This window comes from uncultured Pelagibacterium sp., from assembly GCF_963972885.1.
Classification (GTDB): domain Bacteria; phylum Pseudomonadota; class Alphaproteobacteria; order Rhizobiales; family Devosiaceae; genus Pelagibacterium; species Pelagibacterium nitratireducens.
Map to the genome: position 1 here is coordinate 1 of NZ_CAXAXY010000008.1, position 16,745 is coordinate 16,745.

The 16,745-nt window shown below is 62.1% G+C and carries 18 protein-coding genes; 7 read left to right on the plus strand and 11 right to left on the minus strand.

Annotation, left to right across the window (positions count from 1 at the left end; all coding sequences use genetic code 11):
* Positions 1–91 precede the first annotated feature (91 nt).
* The 3 genes from AACZ55_RS02785 (at position 92) to AACZ55_RS02795 (ending at position 1,557) form a co-directional block, all read left to right on the plus strand.
* The gene (locus AACZ55_RS02785) at positions 92–580 is read left to right on the plus strand and encodes a DMT family transporter (RefSeq protein WP_339642917.1); all 489 of its coding nucleotides are present in this window, start codon (positions 92–94) and stop codon (positions 578–580) included.
* A gap of 4 nt (positions 581–584) precedes the next feature.
* Positions 585–1,007: a DMT family transporter gene (locus AACZ55_RS02790; RefSeq protein WP_339642819.1), complete on the plus strand. Its 423-nt coding sequence runs from the start codon at positions 585–587 to the stop codon at positions 1,005–1,007.
* 277 nt (positions 1,008–1,284) lie between these two features.
* A complete protein-coding gene (locus tag AACZ55_RS02795) occupies positions 1,285–1,557 on the plus strand; it encodes a hypothetical protein (RefSeq protein ID WP_338609895.1) in 273 nt (90 codons plus the stop codon).
* Here AACZ55_RS02795 and AACZ55_RS02800 read toward each other — a convergent pair.
* Entirely contained in the window at positions 1,538–2,197 is a 660-nt protein-coding gene (locus AACZ55_RS02800; protein WP_339642822.1) for a glutathione S-transferase family protein, read from the minus strand. The two genes, AACZ55_RS02795 and AACZ55_RS02800, sit on opposite strands and share 20 nt — an antisense overlap.
* A gap of 252 nt (positions 2,198–2,449) precedes the next feature.
* On the opposite strand from AACZ55_RS02800, the gene AACZ55_RS02805 reads away from it, so the two are divergent.
* From AACZ55_RS02805 to AACZ55_RS02815, 3 genes are read left to right on the plus strand one after another with little or no spacing between them, the layout of a single operon-like run.
* Positions 2,450–2,878: a hypothetical protein gene (locus AACZ55_RS02805; protein WP_338609891.1), complete on the plus strand. Its 429-nt coding sequence runs from the start codon at positions 2,450–2,452 to the stop codon at positions 2,876–2,878.
* Positions 2,879–2,916: 38 nt separating this feature from the next.
* A complete protein-coding gene (locus AACZ55_RS02810; protein WP_339642920.1) occupies positions 2,917–3,111 on the plus strand; it encodes a helix-turn-helix transcriptional regulator in 195 nt (64 codons plus the stop codon).
* A complete protein-coding gene (locus tag AACZ55_RS02815) occupies positions 3,108–4,112 on the plus strand; it encodes an NAD(P)-dependent alcohol dehydrogenase (RefSeq protein WP_339642825.1) in 1,005 nt (334 codons plus the stop codon). Before AACZ55_RS02810 ends, AACZ55_RS02815 begins: the two co-directional genes overlap by 4 nt.
* A 3-nt stretch (positions 4,113–4,115) precedes the next feature.
* Here AACZ55_RS02815 and AACZ55_RS02820 read toward each other — a convergent pair whose 3' ends face one another.
* From AACZ55_RS02820 to AACZ55_RS02835, 4 genes are all read right to left on the minus strand, one after another.
* Positions 4,116–4,934, minus strand: coding sequence for an ABC transporter permease (locus tag AACZ55_RS02820; protein ID WP_338609888.1), 819 nt, complete (start codon positions 4,932–4,934; stop codon positions 4,116–4,118).
* Complete coding sequence (locus tag AACZ55_RS02825) at positions 4,931–5,722, minus strand: ABC transporter ATP-binding protein (protein ID WP_339642828.1); 792 nt, start codon at positions 5,720–5,722, stop codon at positions 4,931–4,933. The genes AACZ55_RS02820 and AACZ55_RS02825 overlap by 4 nt, the downstream gene beginning before the upstream one ends.
* Positions 5,723–5,773: 51 nt before the next feature.
* Complete coding sequence (locus AACZ55_RS02830) at positions 5,774–6,805, minus strand: ABC transporter substrate-binding protein (RefSeq protein WP_339642831.1); 1,032 nt, start codon at positions 6,803–6,805, stop codon at positions 5,774–5,776.
* Between the two features lie 156 nt (positions 6,806–6,961).
* Positions 6,962–7,426, minus strand: a complete 465-nt coding sequence (locus tag AACZ55_RS02835) for an Lrp/AsnC family transcriptional regulator (RefSeq protein WP_338609884.1) — start codon at positions 7,424–7,426, stop codon at positions 6,962–6,964.
* A gap of 123 nt (positions 7,427–7,549) precedes the next feature.
* Between AACZ55_RS02835 and ald the strand changes: the two genes are divergently transcribed.
* Positions 7,550–8,668 (plus strand): alanine dehydrogenase, encoded by a 1,119-nt coding sequence (ald, locus tag AACZ55_RS02840; protein WP_339642834.1) that lies wholly within the window; start codon positions 7,550–7,552, stop codon positions 8,666–8,668.
* Positions 8,669–8,681: 13 nt separating this feature from the next.
* On the opposite strand, the gene AACZ55_RS02845 is transcribed toward ald, so the two are convergent.
* From AACZ55_RS02845 to glgC, 6 genes are all read right to left on the minus strand, one after another.
* A complete protein-coding gene (locus AACZ55_RS02845) occupies positions 8,682–9,311 on the minus strand; it encodes a hypothetical protein (RefSeq protein WP_339642837.1) in 630 nt (209 codons plus the stop codon).
* Positions 9,312–9,384: 73 nt separating this feature from the next.
* Positions 9,385–10,002, minus strand: coding sequence for a hypothetical protein (locus tag AACZ55_RS02850; protein ID WP_339642840.1), 618 nt, complete (start codon positions 10,000–10,002; stop codon positions 9,385–9,387).
* Positions 10,003–10,341: 339 nt separating this feature from the next.
* Positions 10,342–12,360 (minus strand): glycogen debranching protein GlgX, encoded by a 2,019-nt coding sequence (gene glgX, locus AACZ55_RS02855; RefSeq protein WP_339642843.1) that lies wholly within the window; start codon positions 12,358–12,360, stop codon positions 10,342–10,344.
* A 14-nt stretch (positions 12,361–12,374) separates the two neighbouring features.
* Positions 12,375–14,006, minus strand: a complete 1,632-nt coding sequence (locus AACZ55_RS02860) for an alpha-D-glucose phosphate-specific phosphoglucomutase (RefSeq protein ID WP_339642846.1) — start codon at positions 14,004–14,006, stop codon at positions 12,375–12,377.
* Positions 14,003–15,445 (minus strand): glycogen synthase GlgA, encoded by a 1,443-nt coding sequence (gene glgA / locus AACZ55_RS02865; protein WP_339642922.1) that lies wholly within the window; start codon positions 15,443–15,445, stop codon positions 14,003–14,005. The genes AACZ55_RS02860 and glgA overlap by 4 nt, the downstream gene beginning before the upstream one ends.
* Entirely contained in the window at positions 15,445–16,716 is a 1,272-nt protein-coding gene (gene glgC / locus AACZ55_RS02870) for a glucose-1-phosphate adenylyltransferase (RefSeq protein WP_339642848.1), read from the minus strand. Before glgC ends, glgA begins: the two co-directional genes overlap by 1 nt.
* Positions 16,717–16,745: the final 29 nt, after the last annotated feature.

Here is a 16,745-nt window from a genome sequence, read left to right on the forward strand (position 1 = left end):
AATGGGGGGCGTTGATGTCATGTCAGACTTTGCCTTTGGCAGCCGAAAGAATGCGCATATAGCCATTGTATCGCCCACCGGACGATTCGCCATGTCATCGCTCTCGTCATCTTCCGCATTGCGCCCCGCCCCGATCCACCTGCTTCTGGCCTTCGCCAGCGGCGGGCTTTTGACCCTGATGGTCGATTTCAACGGGCTGGTCGGGTTGCATGGCGGGGCGATGTATTCGTCATGGGTCGCCCACGGCACCGGCACGGTGGCCGCGCTGATCTTTCTGGCGCTGTTGCGCCTTGCCCCTCGATCGGGCACGACGACCGAAAAGCCCCATGCCCCCCTGTGGGCCTATCTGGGCGGCGTCTCGGGCGCGTTGACCGTGACGTTGACCTCGACGACCGTCAACACGCCGCTGGCGTTGTCGGGCACGCTTGCTCTGGGACTTGCGGGGCAGGTGCTTTTCTCGCTCGCCGCCGACCGCTGGGGCCTGTTCGGCCTGCCCAAGCGCGTCCCAAGGCTCAAGGATTTCGCAGCCCTTGCATTGATCTTTGCCGGCTCGATGATCATCATTTTCGGACAGGGGTAGGACGATGACCACGGCAATCCTGTTCGCCCTGCTCGCGGGCATTCTGGTTTCGCTCTCGCGGCAACTGAACGGTCGGCTGGCGCTGTCGACCACGGCGCTGATCGCCTCGTACTGGAACCACATCGTCGGCTTTGCGGTGCTCACGGTTTTCGGCCTGATCATTGGCGGCCTTTGGCCCCAAGGCGCCCTGAATGCGCCATGGTACGCCTATCTGGGCGGCACCATCGGGGTGGTTTTCGTTGCCTCGGGCAGCTGGCTCATCGCCCGCATCGGGGCCATCAACACCGCCATGCTGGTCATTGGCGGCCAGATGATTTCCGGCGTGCTGCTCGATCTGGCACGCGGCAACACCGAGAATCTCGCGGCCAGCGCCATCGGGGTTGCCATGATCATTGCCGGAATGGCTCTGACGCAAAAGCGGGATTAGGTCAACCGACGCCTCCCTCTCCACCGCCGTCATCCCGGACTTGATCCGGGATCCAGTAACCGGCAGCGCTGGCGGTTCCGTCGCCGGTGTGGAGTGTACTGGGCCCCGGCTCGGGCCTGTCCCCGCGAAAGCGGGGAGCCGGGGTGACGGAGGGGGTTTTGGAGGAACGGGGCAACTAGGCAAATACCGATTCAACCACCACCATGTGACATTGCCGCTCTGGCGCAGCGGCAAGGATGGGCGTATATCGACCCCGTTCAACCGGAAACCCTCCGCCATGCTCCAGACCCTGCTCGTCCCCGTCGCCGGCCTGATGATCCTTGTCGCCGCCATAAAGGGGCTGCTGCCCAAGGCGAAATGGCGCGAGCGGTTCTATTCGGTGTTTGCCGGGGGCTGGTCCGGTTTCGGCGTGGCGATCTATCATCCGGTCTGGCTGGGGCGTTTTGCGCCCATGGGCTGGGTTCACAATCCCAACATCGTCATGATCTTCGGCTTCGGGCTGTTGGCGCTTGGCGTGTTTGGCGCCTCGATCATGATTGGCGAGCGCTAGTCCTGTCCACAAACACCTGACGCTGGGCCGCATACGCACGTTGGTAGGCCGGCCGCGCCTCTCCGCGCGCGACATAGGCGCAAAGATTGGGAAATTTCTCCAGGATCCCATCCCCCTCGATGCGGCGCAGCACCAGCACCATGAGCAGGTCGGCGGCGCTGAAATCGCCATCGAGCCAGTCCGCATTGCCCAGATGATCTGAAAGCTGTCGCAGCCGGGCACGGGCGCGCTCATCCAGGACCGCCAGCAACTCGGGAAACCACGGCTTTTCGCCCACTGTATAATGGGATTGCTCGCGTTCGATGATCGGCGGCTCCACCGTATTGAGCGCGGCAAACATCCAGGTGATGGCACGCGCGCGGGCGTTGGGTTCGTCCGGCAACAGCCCTTTGTTGTGCCGGGCAAGGTGAAAGACGATGGCTCCGGTTTCAAACAGGGTCAGATCGCCTTCGCGATAGACCGGTATCTGCCCGAAAGGCTGCAGCGCCAGATAGGCCGGCTCTTTCATCGCCTTGAACGAAACGAGTTCTACCGCATAGGGCCGCCCCACTTCCTCCAACGCCCAGCGCACCCGCATGTCGCGCGCAAGCCCCCGTCCGCGATCGGGTGAGCTCTCAAAAGCTGTAATCGTAATGGTCATCGCAATTCTCCCTGGCTCTGTCTTAAAGACGACCCACCGGGCGAGCGTCCGACAACCATGCCCAATTTCATCCCTGCCGTCAGTCCCAAATGCGCCGGACGCCGAGCGCGGCTTCCAGGCAATCATCGATGTGTCGAGGTCTGATAAAGATGACCTGAAATCGTATTTTTCCGACTTTGTGTCAAAAAAACTTGACTCAAACAAAATCCGGTCCTATCGGTGTCCGCACACATCGAAACGCGGGGAAACGCGATGAGCTACAAGCAATGGAATGCACTGATCATGGTGACGAGTGCCCTTGTCATCTCGGCATGGGTGGGCTGGGGACTGGCAAGTGAGGGGCCTCCGGCCGATGCCTCGGCAGGTGCCTGGCAGATGCTCTGGGCCATTCTTTACGTGATCGTCTTCAACGTCGTGGCCTCTATCGTGGTCACCATCGTGGTCAGCATCGTCCAGCGCGAAGAGCTGGTCGACGAAGCCGGGGACGAGCGCGATCTGGCGGTCAATTCCCGCTCCATGCGCAATGGCTACACGGTGCTCTCGGTGGCGACCGCCGGTGTCATCGCCGCGCTGGCGCTCGGCCTGGACACAGTGTTGGTGCCCCATGTGCTGTTTGGTATTTCCATGCTGGCCGGCGGCGTTTTCGCCGCATCCCAGCTCGTTTACTACCGGATCGGATAAACCGGGTGGGCAAGGGAAAACCAAAAATCTCCAACACCATCCGCACCCTGCGTTTCCACGCCGGGGAGATGACCCAGGCCGCGCTGGCCGAAAAAGTCGGCGTGACCCGCCAGACCGTGGTGGCCATCGAACAGGGGCGTTATTCGCCCTCTCTCGAAGTCGCCTTTCGCATCGCGCGTGCCTTTGGCGTGCCGCTTGAAGAAGCGTTTCAATATGACGAGGATACAAAGTGACCCAGCCTGTACCCGCAGCAACAATGAAAGCCGCCTGGATCGAGCGCTACGGCCCGCCCGAAGTCATCACCGTGCGCGAAACCGCAATGCCGGTGATGGGCCCCCATGACGTCCTGATCCGCATGCGCGCCTCGACAGTCACCCTGCCCGATTGCGCCTTTCGGGCCGCCGACCCATTTATCGTGCGGTTTTTCGCGGGCTTGCTGCGCCCTAAGGCGCCCATTCCGGGCGGCGCCGTGGCCGGCGAAATTGCGGCGGTGGGCGAAAACGTCACCCGGTTTGCACCCGGAGATCGCGTGTTCGGCACAACCGATCCGCTGCCCTCCGCCATGGCCCAATACGTGGCGCTGTCCGAAGACGCCCCTCTTGCGTTGATGCCTGACGCGCTCGATTTCGGCGAGGCGGCGGGCCTCACCTACAGCTTTTTGACCGCCATGCCGTTTCTGCGCGACGAGGCAAAGCTGCAGCCGGGCCAATCGATCCTGATCAATGGGGCGGCGAGCAGCATCGGCACCGTGGCCGTGCAACTGGCCCGCCATATGGGTGCGCGGATCACCGCCGTGTGCAGCGCACGCAACGCCGATCTGGTCTCGAGCCTCGGCGCCGATACGATCATCGACCGTCACACATCCGATTTCACCAGCGTCAGCGCCGCCTATGACGTGATCTTCGATGTGGTGGGCAAAAGCAGCTATTTGGCATGCAAGAAGGCCCTGAAACCGCACGGCATCTATCTCACGACCACGCCGTCATTTGCCATCCTGTGGGCCATGATACGCGGCAAGGACGCACAGGGCAGACGCGGCAAGCTGGCAACCACGGGCCTGCGGCCTCTGCCCGACAAGGCAAAGGACATGCTTGTGCTGAGCGAGATGGTGGCAGAGGGCAAACTTCGCGGCGTCATCGACCGCGTCATGCCGCTCGAGGCCATCGCCGAGGCGCACCGCTACGTCGAGAAGGAGACCAAGGCGGGGGACGTGATTATCGAGATGCCGCGATAGCACTCACCCCGCCATTGTGGTCGACCGGTGGGCCCATCCCGTCGTGCGCTTTTCGATCCACGCCATCAGCGCGTACATGATGATGCCCTCGACAGCCAGCATGACCAGCCCGGCAAAGACCAGCGGCACGTTGAACTGGGATTGGGCCGAACTCATCATGAACCCAAGCCCGGAATTGGCTGCAACGGTTTCGGAAATCACCGAACCCACAAAGGCCAGCGTGATCGCCACTTTGAGCGAGCCGAAGAAATAGGGCATCGAGCGCGGGATGCCGACCTTGAGCATGATGTCCATCTTTTTGGCGCCCAGCGCGCGCAGCACGTCCTCGGTTTCCGGCTCGATGGTGGCGAGCCCCGTCGCAACGTTCACGACGATGGGGAAAAAGGCGATGAGGAAGGCCGTCAAAACGGCCGGCACGGTGCCGATGCCGAACCAGATGACCAGAATGGGCACCAGCGCCACCTTGGGAATGGCGTTGAATCCCACCATGATCGGGTAGAGCCCGGCATAGATGGTCCGCGACCAGCCGATCAAGAGCCCCAGCGCCAGCCCGCCGACCACAGCAAGGATGAAGCCCAGCGTTGTGGTATAGAGCGTCTGGATCGAATGGCGCTGGATGGCTGGCCAATACTGGACAATCGCCTCGAAAATCCGCGTCGGCGCCGGGAACACGGTATGAGGCAACCCTGAAAGCCGCACACCGATTTCCCAGATGACAAACAGGGCGACCGTATAGATCCACGGCATCCAGGGCAGCCAGTTGAACGGCTTTTTGGCGATCGGCTTGCTGACGGTGACGGCGGGTGCGGGTGTATCGGTCATGCCACGGCCCTCGCTTCGGCGATTTCGGCCCGCAGCGCATGGACCATGTCGTTGAAGCCCGGTTCGTACATCACGTCCAGTTCGCGCGGGCGGGGGAACGGCACGGTGTGCACGTTGACCACCCGCCCCGGGCGCGCACTCATCACATGGATGGTATCGGCCAGAAACGCCGCTTCGCGCAAATCGTGGGTGACAAGGACAATGGTGACGCCCTGCGCGGCGTGCAAATCGCGGATCACCTGCCAGAGTTCCTCGCGGGTGAACGCGTCAAGCGCACCGAACGGCTCGTCCAGCATCAACAAATCGGGTTCATGGATCAGCGCACGGCACAGATTGGCCCGCTGCTGCATGCCGCCCGAAAGCTGCCAGGGAAATTTCGAACCGAAGCCTTTCAGCCCCACCGTTTCGAGCAGCGCCTCGGCCTTGGCGACATATTCGGCCTTGTGCCGGCGCAGGCGATGGCGGTGCTTTTCGACGATCTCGAGGGGCAGCAGAATGTTATCGAGCGTGGTGCGCCAGGGCAGCATCGTTGGGTTCTGGAACGCCATGCCGACAATGGAGACCGGCTTGGTGACGTAGCTGCCCGCCACCGTCACCACTCCGGTCTGCGGGATATGCAGGCCCGTGACCAGCTTCATCAGTGTCGATTTCCCGCACCCCGACGGCCCGACCACGGCCGCGAACTCGCCCTTGGCGACGCTCATGTCGAGCCCCGAGACGGCCAGCGTGCCCTCCGGCCCGCCATAGCGCATGTCGACATTTTCGATTTCAACGAGCGGTTTGCTCATGGTCTACCCCCTCTGCTGGCCGGGCTCACAACAAGCCCGGCCAAAGCGTGATCAGTCGAACATGCGCTCTTCGGCGGGCGGCAGGAAGCTGTCGTCGAAGACGTCCGCTGCCGAGATGTCGGACGAGATGCCGATCGAAGTGCCGAGCTGTTCGATTGACGCATCAAGACGGTCCATATCCACGCCGCCGAACCCGTTCTCCTGAACGTAGGGCGTATTGATGTTCATCTCATTGGCCATTTCCAGCCGCTCGGTCTCGATATCGATGTCGAGAATGTCATTGGCCGCAACCACCGCCGCAGCGCCCGCTGCCGGATCGGCCACCGCATCGGCAAAGCCCTTGGCCAGGGCGCGCAGCATGGCTTCGACCACTTCGGGATTTTCGGCGGCGAAATCGGTGTTGACCAGAATGGCGTTGCCGTACAGCTCGAGCCCGTGATCGGCCATCATGATCGGCACGATGTCCTCGTCGGGTACCCCTTGCGCCTTGAGGTTGAGGATCACCGAGAAAGCGAACCCGAACACCGCATCGACGTCACCCTGCGCCAGCATCGGCTCACGCACCGGGAAGCCGATGGATTCGATGGTGATATCGGACGTGTCGATCCCCGAGGCCTCAACGAAGGCCGGCCACTGGGCGAACGCCCCATCGGGCGGCGGTGCGCCCAGCGTCTTGCCTTCGAGCGATGCAGGATCTTCGGTGATGCCGAGCGAAGAGCGCCCCACGACCGAGAAGGTCGGGGTTTCATAGACCATCATAACCGCCTTGATCGGCTGGCTGGCGTCCTCGTCGAGGAACTTGATGAGCGAATTGATATCGCCAAAGCCCATGTCATAGGCACCCGTTGCGACGCGCGGGATGACTTCGACCGAGCCATTGCCGACATCGAAGGTCACATCGAGCCCTTCTTCTTCGAAATAGCCATTGTCGCGGGCCAGCATAAAGCCGGCGGCGGGACCTTCGATGCGCCAGTCGAGCGTAAAGCGGACCGGCGTCAGGTCCTGGCCCATGGCCGGCACGGCAAGGCCTGCGCCCAGAACGAGCGACCCTGCAGCCAGCGTGAACAGTCTGCGATCAAGCATGATGATATTACCCCTTGGTTTTGCCGGGGTTGATACAAGCGCGGCGATTTTTGACTGTAAAGTAAAAAATGCCGATTTCGCAGCCATCGGCCGCTATTGCCTATTCAATGTGCGCCCTGCACCCGGCTCTGGCACATTCCGTATGCAACAGGGCGATCAAAGCGGAAGCCCGGCCGGCGCCTTGACTTCCCTGATGCTCAAATTCGAATGAATCCGCGCAACCCCGGGCAGTCGGGCCACGAGATCGCGGTGCAATCGCTCGAAGGCGGCGGCATCCTCGCAGACCACGCGCAGGATGTAGTCGGACTGGCCGGCCATCAGATGGCATTCGAGGATTTCGGGAATGTCGCTCACCGCCTTTTCGAACGCTTCGAAAGTCTTTTCCGACTGGCTGGTGAGCGACAACTCGATGAAAAACTGCATCGAAAGCCCGAGCTTTCCCCGGTTCAGGACGGCGCGATAGCCGGCGATAAATCCACGCTCCTCAAGCGCCTTGAGGCGTCGATGACAGGCCGATGCGGAAAGCCCGATCCGGTCGCCGAGTTCGCTCATCGACAGCGCTGAATCCTTCTGGATGGCGCGCAGGATCTTGCGATCGATCTCATCGATGGGCAATTTCATCACGCGTTTCCCCTACATGGCGCAACAGCATCCCGCCCGTTTAAAGAATTGCAGGTCAATCTGCAATGTCACTGTGCTTTAGCCGCGTTACACTGTTGTCTTCACAAGGAGAGGGAGATCGACATGCGTATCGGCGTGCCGAGAGAAATCAAGAACCATGAATATCGGGTCGGCCTGACCCCTGAAAGCGCTGCCGAACTTGTCGCTGCAGGCCATGACATCCTGATCGAAACCGGTGCCGGCGCCGGGATCGGCGCGGCCGACGCCGCCTATGAGGCCGCCGGCGCCAAAATCGCCCCCGATGCGGGCGCGGTCTTTGCCAAAAGCGAAATGATCGTCAAGGTCAAGGAGCCACAGGCCGCAGAGCGCGCCATGCTCTCGGACGGCCAGATCCTTTTCACCTATCTCCACCTTGCCCCCGACCCTGAACAGACCGCCGATCTGGTGAAGTCGGGCGCCATCTGCATCGCCTATGAAACGGTGACAGACCCGACCGGCGGGCTGCCACTGCTTCGGCCCATGAGCCAGGTGGCCGGCCGCATGTCCATTCAGGCCGGCGCAACAGCGCTGGAAAAATCCCATGGCGGACGCGGCGTTCTTTTGGGCGGCGTGCCCGGCGTCCATCCAGCCAAGGTGGCCGTGCTCGGCGGCGGCGTCGTGGGCTTTCATGCGGCGCAGATGGCCGTCGGCATGCACGCCGACGTGACAGTTTTGGACAAGAGCCCCGCAGCGCTCGAGCGGCTGTCCAACCATTTCGGCGCCTCGGCCCGCGTGCTCTATTCCAACCGCGCCGCGGTCGCCACCGCCATTGGCGAGGCCGATCTGGTGATCGGGGCCGTGCTGGTGCCCGGCGCCGCGGCGCCGAAACTGGTGACACGCGACATGCTGGCCACCATGCAGCCCGGCGCGGTGCTGGTCGATGTGGCCATCGATCAGGGCGGGTGTTTTGAGACCTCAAAGCCCACAACCCACGCCGCCCCGACCTATGTGGTCGACGACATCGTCCACTATTGCGTGGCCAACATGCCCGGCGGGGTCGCCCGCACATCGACCTACGCGCTCAACAACGTCACCCTGCCCTTCGCTCTGGCGCTGGCCAACAAGGGCTGGAAAAGAGCGCTGGCCGAGGATGGCCATTTGCGCAATGGGCTGAATGTGGCCCATGGCGCCATAACATGCGAGCCCGTGGCCGAAGTCCTCGGCTATGATTATCTGCCGGCCGAAAAGGCACTGGCAATGTAATCGGCCTGAAAGATCAGTCGGCGATTTCGGGCGTTTCGATATAGACCACAAGCCCCTGATCGTCCGTCCAGCGGGCCGAAACGATGCTTTCGGGCTCGATTTCCATGTGATCGAGCCCGTCCCACACCCCTTCTATCGTGTTGAGGCGGGCCAGCAGCGCGTCCGAACCGTCATAGCCGCAGACATTGACATCGACCCTTTGAATATAGGCCAGCGTTTCGCTGGACTCCTCCTCCAAAAAGGCCTTCAGCTGTGCTGCAAAGGCTGCGCTATCGGTGCAGTTTTCGCCATTGGCATCGGCTTCAGGCAACACCGCAGCGCCGGGCGTAGCGGCAACCTCGTCCTTCACCGCGGCTTTCTCGACGGCTTCTTGTGTCTGACCATCCGAACCGAGCGACACACCACCGCCAATGGTGGGTGCGCTGTCGTCCGGCCCCAGTGTCGCCTCACCGTCTGCCTCGATCCCGACGCCGTCGGGGCCCACCTCGATCGTAAGGCCGCCATCAATGTTGCGCTCGGTTTCGATGCCGAGCAATCCCGAGCCGGTCGACCCTGAATTGCCGCCGTCCAACTCGATCCTCTGCCCGAAGGCCGGAGCGGTGAAGATCAGCACAGCGACGGCCAGGACAATGGTTCGTTCCATCTTTGACTCCCCGGAAAAGAAAAAGGGGCGCCGCGCCGAAACGCTGCGCCCCGACTGGCCCTAACGGCAGGTATCAGTCCTGCTGGTAGGTGTAGATGGTCAAAGAGCCATCATTGTGGTTCTCGAGAGCGACGACATCTGACACATCGATGTCGTTGTTCGACAGCGCATCCGACAGAGCCGAATTTCCGCTGATCTCGTTCTGGAGATCGGAGATGTTGGTGTCGTTGCCCGAAAGGGCGTCGTTAAGCCCGGTGAGGTCGAAATCGTTGAACGCCTCGCCGACATCGACGAACGAGACTTCGCTGACATCGGAAACATCGGAAACATCGCCATTGCCCGCGGAGATCGCGTTCAACAGATCCGAGAACGTCCCGATGCTGCCAACCGAGGTGTCACCACCGGTCACATCGCCACCGGTTACGTCATCGACTGCATCGACATCGCCGCCGGTCACCGAACCGGATACATCGTCGACCGTATCGGACACACCCAGATCATTGGTCACATTGCCCGTGACATCGTCCACGGCATCAACCGTGCTGTCGACGGTGGAATCGACGGTATCGGTCACGCCGTCGAGGATCGAGGTGTTGGAGTCATCGGACTCCGAATTCTGCGCAACGGCAGCCGACGTCAGAAGGGCCGCACCGGCAACACCGGCGAGAAGGGTCTTGGCAAGAGCATTCATTGTTCAGTCTCCTTTTTCAAAAAGAGCACAGCCATTTGGCCGGCTCTCCATGACCGTCTGTAGCGATCGGGAGAAGTAACGGAGGCCGCTCAACTAAAGTTTCCGATTTTTATTATATTTTTCAATGAGTTAAATTGTTTAAACGCCGTTTGCGCGATCGCCGTTCGGGCAATCGCGTCCTGGCTGTTGATGACAAGCTCTATTGAGAAAGATCGTAAGTGCGTCGGAGACGCGGGGGTGAATCGTGGAACTCGTCGCCCATTCACAACCCCGCGCCGGGTTTATTGTTCCATCACGATCGGCGCCGGCAATCGGCCGGGGAAACACTGAATGAGGTGATCACGGTTGCCCGTTGGTGTGCGCCAGAATGACCACGCTGCGCGGCGGCAGTTTGAGACTGGCATTCTCGATCGTAATCCGGGTATCGATGGCCGAGACCAGCGCCACTTCGAAACGGAGCCCCTGCTCGGGTGGCAGAGCGACCTCGATTTCCTCGCGCAGCCTGTTGAACCAGACGAGAAGGACCTCGCCCTCTTCGTGGAGGAACATGCCCAGGACCCCGGAATCGGCGCGGTTCCAATCCTTGTCAGTCATTTCAGCACCGTCGGGGCGAACCCACATGACATCCTTGAACCCGTCGGTTTTTTCCCCGGTCAGGAATTTGTCGCTCCTGAAGGCCGGATGGTTGCGACGCATTTCGGACAGGCTGGCAACGAAGTTGACAAGGTCTCCATCGGCATTTTCCCAGTCCAGCCAGGTGATCTCGTTGTCCTGTGCGTAGGCGTTGTTGTTGCCGCCCTGGGTGCGGCCGAACTCGTCGCCGGCCGTTAGCATGAGTGAGCCATGGGAGACGAAAAGCGTGGCCAGCAGAGCCCTTACGTCATTGCGGCGGGCGGTATTTATCGCCTCGTCATCGGTCTCGCCCTCGGCGCCGTTGTTCCATGAGTAGTTGGCGTTGTGCCCGTCGCGGTTGTCCTCGCCATTGGCGTCATTGTGCTTGTTTTCATACGAAACCAGATCGCCAAGCGTGAACCCGTCATGGGCGGCAAGGAAATTGACGCTGGCCGAAGGCTTGCGCCCGTCATGGTTGAACTGGTCGGCCGATCCGGCGACCTTGCCGGCGAGCGCTCCGATCATATGGTCCTCGCCGCGCCAGAATTTCCGCACCGTGTCGCGGTACTGGTCGTTCCATTCAATGAACGGTTCGCCGAACTGGCCGACGTGATAGCCGCCCGGCCCCGGATCCCACGGCTCGGCGATCAACAGGCAATCTTTCAAAATGTCGTCGGTCCTGATGCGCTCGAGCAGTTCGGCATCGCGCGAGAACCCGTCCAGCGAGCGCCCCAGAACCGTCGCCAGATCGAACCGGAAGCCGGCGATCCCGAATTCGGTCACCCAATAGCGCAAACTGTCGATCACCAGATCCTGCACCGCCGGATGATCGCAGCGCAGCGTGTTGCCGGTGCCCGCATCATTGACCAGTGCCATTGCGCCATCCGCCTCCACATGGCGGTAATAGGTCAGCGCATCGAGCCCCTTCATCGAAATGACCGGCCCCTGGGAATCCCCTTCGCCGGTGTGGTTGTAGACCACATCGAGCACCACCCGGATCCCCGCCTCGCGATAGGTCTCGACCATATGGCGCAGCGATTGCGGCCCGCGCGGAATGATCCGCGGATCGGTGGCGAAATAGGTGATGGGGTTGTAGCCCCACACGTTGGTCAGGCCCAGCGAGGGCAGATGCCCGTCATCGATCCACCCGGCAATCGGCATCAACTCGACAACATCGACGCCGAGATGCTTGAGATGGTCGATGACATAGTCCGTCGTCATCCCCGCCAGCGTTCCCCGCAGCGGTCCCTGCACCGAAGGATGGCGCATGGTGAAGGGGCGAACGTTGAGTTCGTAAATGAAATTGGGCCGTGCGGGATCCGGCTCGAAATCGGTTTCGACAACCGGCCCCTGCACCAGCGCCTTGGGCACCAGGGGCGCGGTATCGACCGATTCATCACGCGCCAGCCGCAGTTTCGGGCTGCGCACGAACGTCCTGTCGATGCGCCGTGCGTAAGGGTCGACCAAGAGCTTGTTGGGATCGAAATAATAGCCCTGCGCCGGATCGTATTTTCCATCGGCCCGCAGGCCGTAGCTGGCGTTTGCCCCGATCCCATCGATATGAACCGACCAGCGATTGCCATCGCCCCGGCTCATCTCGACCCGGTCGGTCTCCTCGTCCTGATCGTCGAACAGGCACACCCAGATCGCTTCGGCGGTCTCCGAATAAACCCCGAAATCCACACCGGTATCGGTCACCGTCGCACCGAGAGGGGCGGGTGAAGCAGGCTGCTTGTCTGATGACATTGAGGGACTTTCCGTCAGGTTATGACCGTTGGAGCATCGCGGCCGGTCCGGGCCTTGATCTCGGCGACAGCATCGGCCAGTGCGATCAGGTCGGCAAGTGCCTCCTGGGTATCCCTGTCATGCATGCCGTCGCCGGGCTCGAACCGCTCGATGTAAACCCGTAAAGTCGCGCCGACCGTTCCGGTTCCCGAGAGCCGGAACACCATGCGCGAACCGTCATCGAACCCGATGCGCAACCCTTGCCCCGTGGCGGTCGAGCCGTCCACCGGGTCGTTGTAGGAAAAATCATCGGCAAGGATCACCTTGCGCCCGTCCAGCCCGTTGGCGAGCAGGCCCGGAAGCTTGGTGCGCAGATCGGTCATCAACGCCCTGGCGTCATCGGCATCGACCTCTTCGTAATCGTGCCGCGAATAATAATTGCGCCCGTATGTGGCCCAATGCTCGCGAACGATTTCATCGACGCTCTGCTTGCGCGCCGCCAAAATGTTGAGCCACAGCAGGACGGCCCACAGCCCGTCCTTTTCGCGCACATGGTCCGATCCGGTCCCCGCGCTTTCCTCGCCACAGATCGTGACCTGCCCCGAATCCAGCAGATTGCCGAAGAACTTCCAGCCCGTGGGCGTCTCGTAGAGCGCGATCCCCAGCCGCTGGGCCACCCGATCCGCCGCCGCGCTGGTCGGCATCGAGCGGGCGATCCCGGCCAGCCCCTTGGCATAACCGGGCGCCAGATGGGCGTTGGCGGCCAGCAGCGCCAGCGAATCCGAGGGGGTGACGAACCGGTTTTTCCCGATGATCAGGTTGCGATCCCCATCGCCATCCGACGCCGCGCCGAAATCGGGTGCGTCCGGGCTCATCATCAGATCGTAGAGGTCTTTGGCATGAACCAGATTGGGATCGGGATGCCCGCCGCCGAAATCGGGCAGCGGGTTTCCATTGACCACGGTGCCTTCGGGAGCACCAAGGCGTCCTTCGATGATCGCCCTGGCATACGGGCCGGTCACCGCGTGCATGGCGTCGAACCGCATGGTGAACCCTTGCGCAAACATCGCCGCGATGGCGTCGAAATCGAACAGGGTTTCCATCAGGGCCGCATAGTCGGCCACCGGATCGATGACCTCCACGCTCATGCCCGCCACATCGTGCACCCCGATCTGGCCCAGATCGACATCGGGCGTGTCGACGCTCTTGTACTGGGTGATCTCCATGGACCGCGCAAAGACCGCATCGGTGATCTTTTCAGCCGCCGGGCCGCCATTGGACGCATTGTACTTTATGCCGAAATCGCCATCCGGGCCGCCCGGATTGTGGCTGGCCGACAGAACGATTCCGCCAAACGCCCCGTAATGGCGGATGATGTGGGAGGCCGCCGGGGTTGACAAGATGCCCCCCTGGCCGACCATCACCTTGCCGAACCCGTTGGCCGCCGCCATGCGGATGGCAATCTGGATGACACTGTCGTTGAAATAGCGGCCGTCGCCCCCGATCACCAGTGTCTGGCCCTGGCGGCCCGGCAGGCTGTCGAACAGCGACTGGATGAAATTTTCCACGTAATTGGGCTGCTGGAAATGCGTGACCCGCTTGCGCAGTCCCGACGTTCCCGGCTTCTGATCGGAAAATGGCGTTGTGGCGACAGTCCGGATGCTCACTGGGCTTCCCCCAAAATCTTCTGATAGAGCCCGGCATATTTGCCGGCGCTGTTGGTCCAGGAAACATCGGTCTTCATGCCCTTGCGTTGCATGCGCGACCAGATGTCGGGACGTTGATAGAGCGAGACGGTGCGCGAAATCGCTTCGCCCAGCGCCGGCCCATCGACCGGGGAGAACTGGACGCCTGTTGCAACCCCGGCTTCCACCGCCGCCTCATTGGCGTCGATCACCGTATCGGCCAGCCCACCCACACGGCTGACCAGCGGCACCGCGCCATAGCGCAGACCATAAAGCTGGGTCAGCCCGCACGGCTCGAACCGCGAGGGCACCATGAGCACATCGGCGCCCCCCTGCATGAGGTGGGACAGCGCCTCGTCATAGCCGCGCACGAACCCCACCCTCCCCGGGTGGCGCTCCGCCGCATCGCTCATGGCCGCCTCGAGCTGGATGTCGCCCGACCCGAGCACCGCAAGCGAGCCGCCCAACGAGACCAGCCAGTCGACATTTTCCGCAACGATGTCGATGCCCTTCTGCCAGGTCAGCCGCGAGACCAGTCCGAACAGCGGCCCCGTGTCCGCTTCAATCCCGAACCGTTCGGCCAGCGCCGCGCGGTTGGTGGTCCGCGCCTTGGTGTTGGCCGCACCGTAATGGGCAGCCAGTTCGGGGTCGGTCTGGGGGTTCCAGGCCGTTGCGTCGATACCGTTGAGGATGCCGTAAAGATCGTGCCCGCGCTCGTTGAGCAGGCCCTCGAGCCCCATGCCATATTCGGGCGTGCGGATTTCGCGCGCATAGGTGGGGCTGACGGTGGTTATGGCATGGGCACAGCGCAGCCCGCCCTTCAAGAACCCCACCCCGCCATAATATTCGACCCCCGACATATCGAAGGCCTGGGCGGGCAATCGCAGATGGGGAAAGATGTCGGCGCCGAACTGGCCCTGAAAGGCGATATTGTGGATGGTAAGGATCACCCGCGTTTGTGTATCCCCGCCAAACGCCACATAGGCCGCAGCCATGGCGGCCTGCCAGTCATGGGCGTGGATAATGGCCGGACGGTAGCCCTCCACCAGTCCCTTGGCCAACTCCGCCGCCACCCAGGACAGCGCCGCATACCGCTGCCAGTTGTCGGGCCAGTCGGCGCCGGTCTGATCGACATAGATCCCGCCCGGTCGGTCAAACAGATGTTTGGCATCGAGCACGATCAGATCGAGCCCGGCCACCCGCGCCGCGATCAATTCGGCAGGCCCTCCGAACAGATCGTCAAACGTTGCAACCGTACGCCCCCGCTTGAGGGCCGCCTTGACCTGCGGATAGCCGGGCACAAGCGTGCGCATGGCAATATCGTGCTCGGCCAGCGCCGCCGGCAGCGCCCCGGCCACATCGGCCAGTCCCCCGGTCTTGACCAGCGGGTAGATTTCGGAAGTGACCGAAAGGACGTCCATCATTTCGAGGCAACGAGTCTGTTGATCATGGGCTGGGTAATCAGGGTGACACCGCTTTCGGTGCGGCGGAACCATTTCGCGTCGAACTCGGGGTCTTCGCCGACCACGAGCCCTTCGGGAATTTCCACCCGCGCATCGACCACCACCTTGTTGAGGCGCACACCGCGCCCGATGGTGCATTGGGGCAGGACAACAGCTTCGTTGAGCTCGGAATAGGAATTGACCCGCGCGCCCGTCGCCAGCAGCGTGCGCCGCAACTGCGCGCCCGAAACGATACAATCGCCCGAAACGAGCGAGGAAATGGCCTGCCCGCGCCGCCCGTCGATATCGTGGACGAACTTGGCCGGCGGGGTGATTTCCGCGTGCGTCCAAATCGGCCATTCCCGGTCGTAGAGATCGAGCTGGGGGGTGATATCGGTGAGATCGATATTGGCTTCCCAATAAGCATCGATCGTCCCCACATCCTTCCAGTAGGATACCTGTTCGTGTTCCGAGCGCACGCAGGAGCGCGGAAACCGGTGCGCCCAGGCGGTGCCATTGGCAACGATATGGGGGATGATGTCCTTGCCGAAATCGCGACTGGAGCCCTCGGTTGCCGCGTCGCGGCGCAACTGGTCCATCAGGAATTTGGTCTCGAACACGTAAATGCCCATCGAGGCGAGCGAGACACCGGGCTTGTCGGGGATCGAGGGCGGATCCTTGGGCTTTTCCATGAACTCGACGATCCGGTCGCGCCCGTCCACATGCATCACCCCGAAGGCCGAAGCTTCCCGCGAGGGCACTTCGAGACACCCCACGGTCACATCCGCCCCCGTGTCCACGTGCTGGCGCAGCATGAGCTCGTAATCCATCTTGTAGACGTGGTCGCCGGCCAGGATAACGATGTATTTGGTGTTGTAGTCGTCGATGATGTCGATGTTCTGATAGACCGCGTCGGCCGTTCCCGCATACCACATGTCCTCGGCCACCCGCTGGCTGGCCGGCAGGATGTCGAAGCTCTCGTTGCGTTCGGTGCGCAAAAAGTTCCAGCCGCGTTGCAGGTGCCGGATCAGGCTGTGCGCCTGATATTGCGTGGCCACCGAAATGCGGCGGATGCCCGAATTGATGGCATTGGACAGCGCAAAATCGATGATGCGCGACTTCCCCCCGAAATAGACCGCCGGCTTGGCGCGCCGGTCGGTCAGTTCCATGAGCCGCGTACCGCGCCCACCCGCCAGCACATAGGCCATGGCATCACGGGCAAGGGGCGCCGGGTTCTTCTTGTCGACCATGATCCTCTCCTTTGTTGCACCTCCGGCTG

Coding starts and splice junctions, on each gene's coding strand:
- AACZ55_RS02785 (WP_339642917.1), top strand. CDS start 92: ATGTCATCGCTCTCGTCATCTTCCGCATTGCGCCCCGCCCCGATCCAC.
- AACZ55_RS02845 (WP_339642837.1), bottom strand. CDS start 9,311: ATGGAACGAACCATTGTCCTGGCCGTCGCTGTGCTGATCTTCACCGCT.
- glgA (WP_339642922.1), bottom strand. CDS start 15,445: ATGGACGTCCTTTCGGTCACTTCCGAAATCTACCCGCTGGTCAAGACC.
- AACZ55_RS02830 (WP_339642831.1), bottom strand. CDS start 6,805: ATGCTTGATCGCAGACTGTTCACGCTGGCTGCAGGGTCGCTCGTTCTG.
- AACZ55_RS02825 (WP_339642828.1), bottom strand. CDS start 5,722: ATGAGCAAACCGCTCGTTGAAATCGAAAATGTCGACATGCGCTATGGC.
- AACZ55_RS02820 (WP_338609888.1), bottom strand. CDS start 4,934: ATGACCGATACACCCGCACCCGCCGTCACCGTCAGCAAGCCGATCGCC.
- AACZ55_RS02795 (WP_338609895.1), top strand. CDS start 1,285: ATGCTCCAGACCCTGCTCGTCCCCGTCGCCGGCCTGATGATCCTTGTC.
- AACZ55_RS02805 (WP_338609891.1), top strand. CDS start 2,450: ATGAGCTACAAGCAATGGAATGCACTGATCATGGTGACGAGTGCCCTT.
- AACZ55_RS02835 (WP_338609884.1), bottom strand. CDS start 7,426: ATGAAATTGCCCATCGATGAGATCGATCGCAAGATCCTGCGCGCCATC.
- ald (WP_339642834.1), top strand. CDS start 7,550: ATGCGTATCGGCGTGCCGAGAGAAATCAAGAACCATGAATATCGGGTC.
- AACZ55_RS02850 (WP_339642840.1), bottom strand. CDS start 10,002: ATGAATGCTCTTGCCAAGACCCTTCTCGCCGGTGTTGCCGGTGCGGCC.
- AACZ55_RS02790 (WP_339642819.1), top strand. CDS start 585: ATGACCACGGCAATCCTGTTCGCCCTGCTCGCGGGCATTCTGGTTTCG.
- glgC (WP_339642848.1), bottom strand. CDS start 16,716: ATGGTCGACAAGAAGAACCCGGCGCCCCTTGCCCGTGATGCCATGGCC.
- AACZ55_RS02800 (WP_339642822.1), bottom strand. CDS start 2,197: ATGACCATTACGATTACAGCTTTTGAGAGCTCACCCGATCGCGGACGG.
- glgX (WP_339642843.1), bottom strand. CDS start 12,360: ATGTCATCAGACAAGCAGCCTGCTTCACCCGCCCCTCTCGGTGCGACG.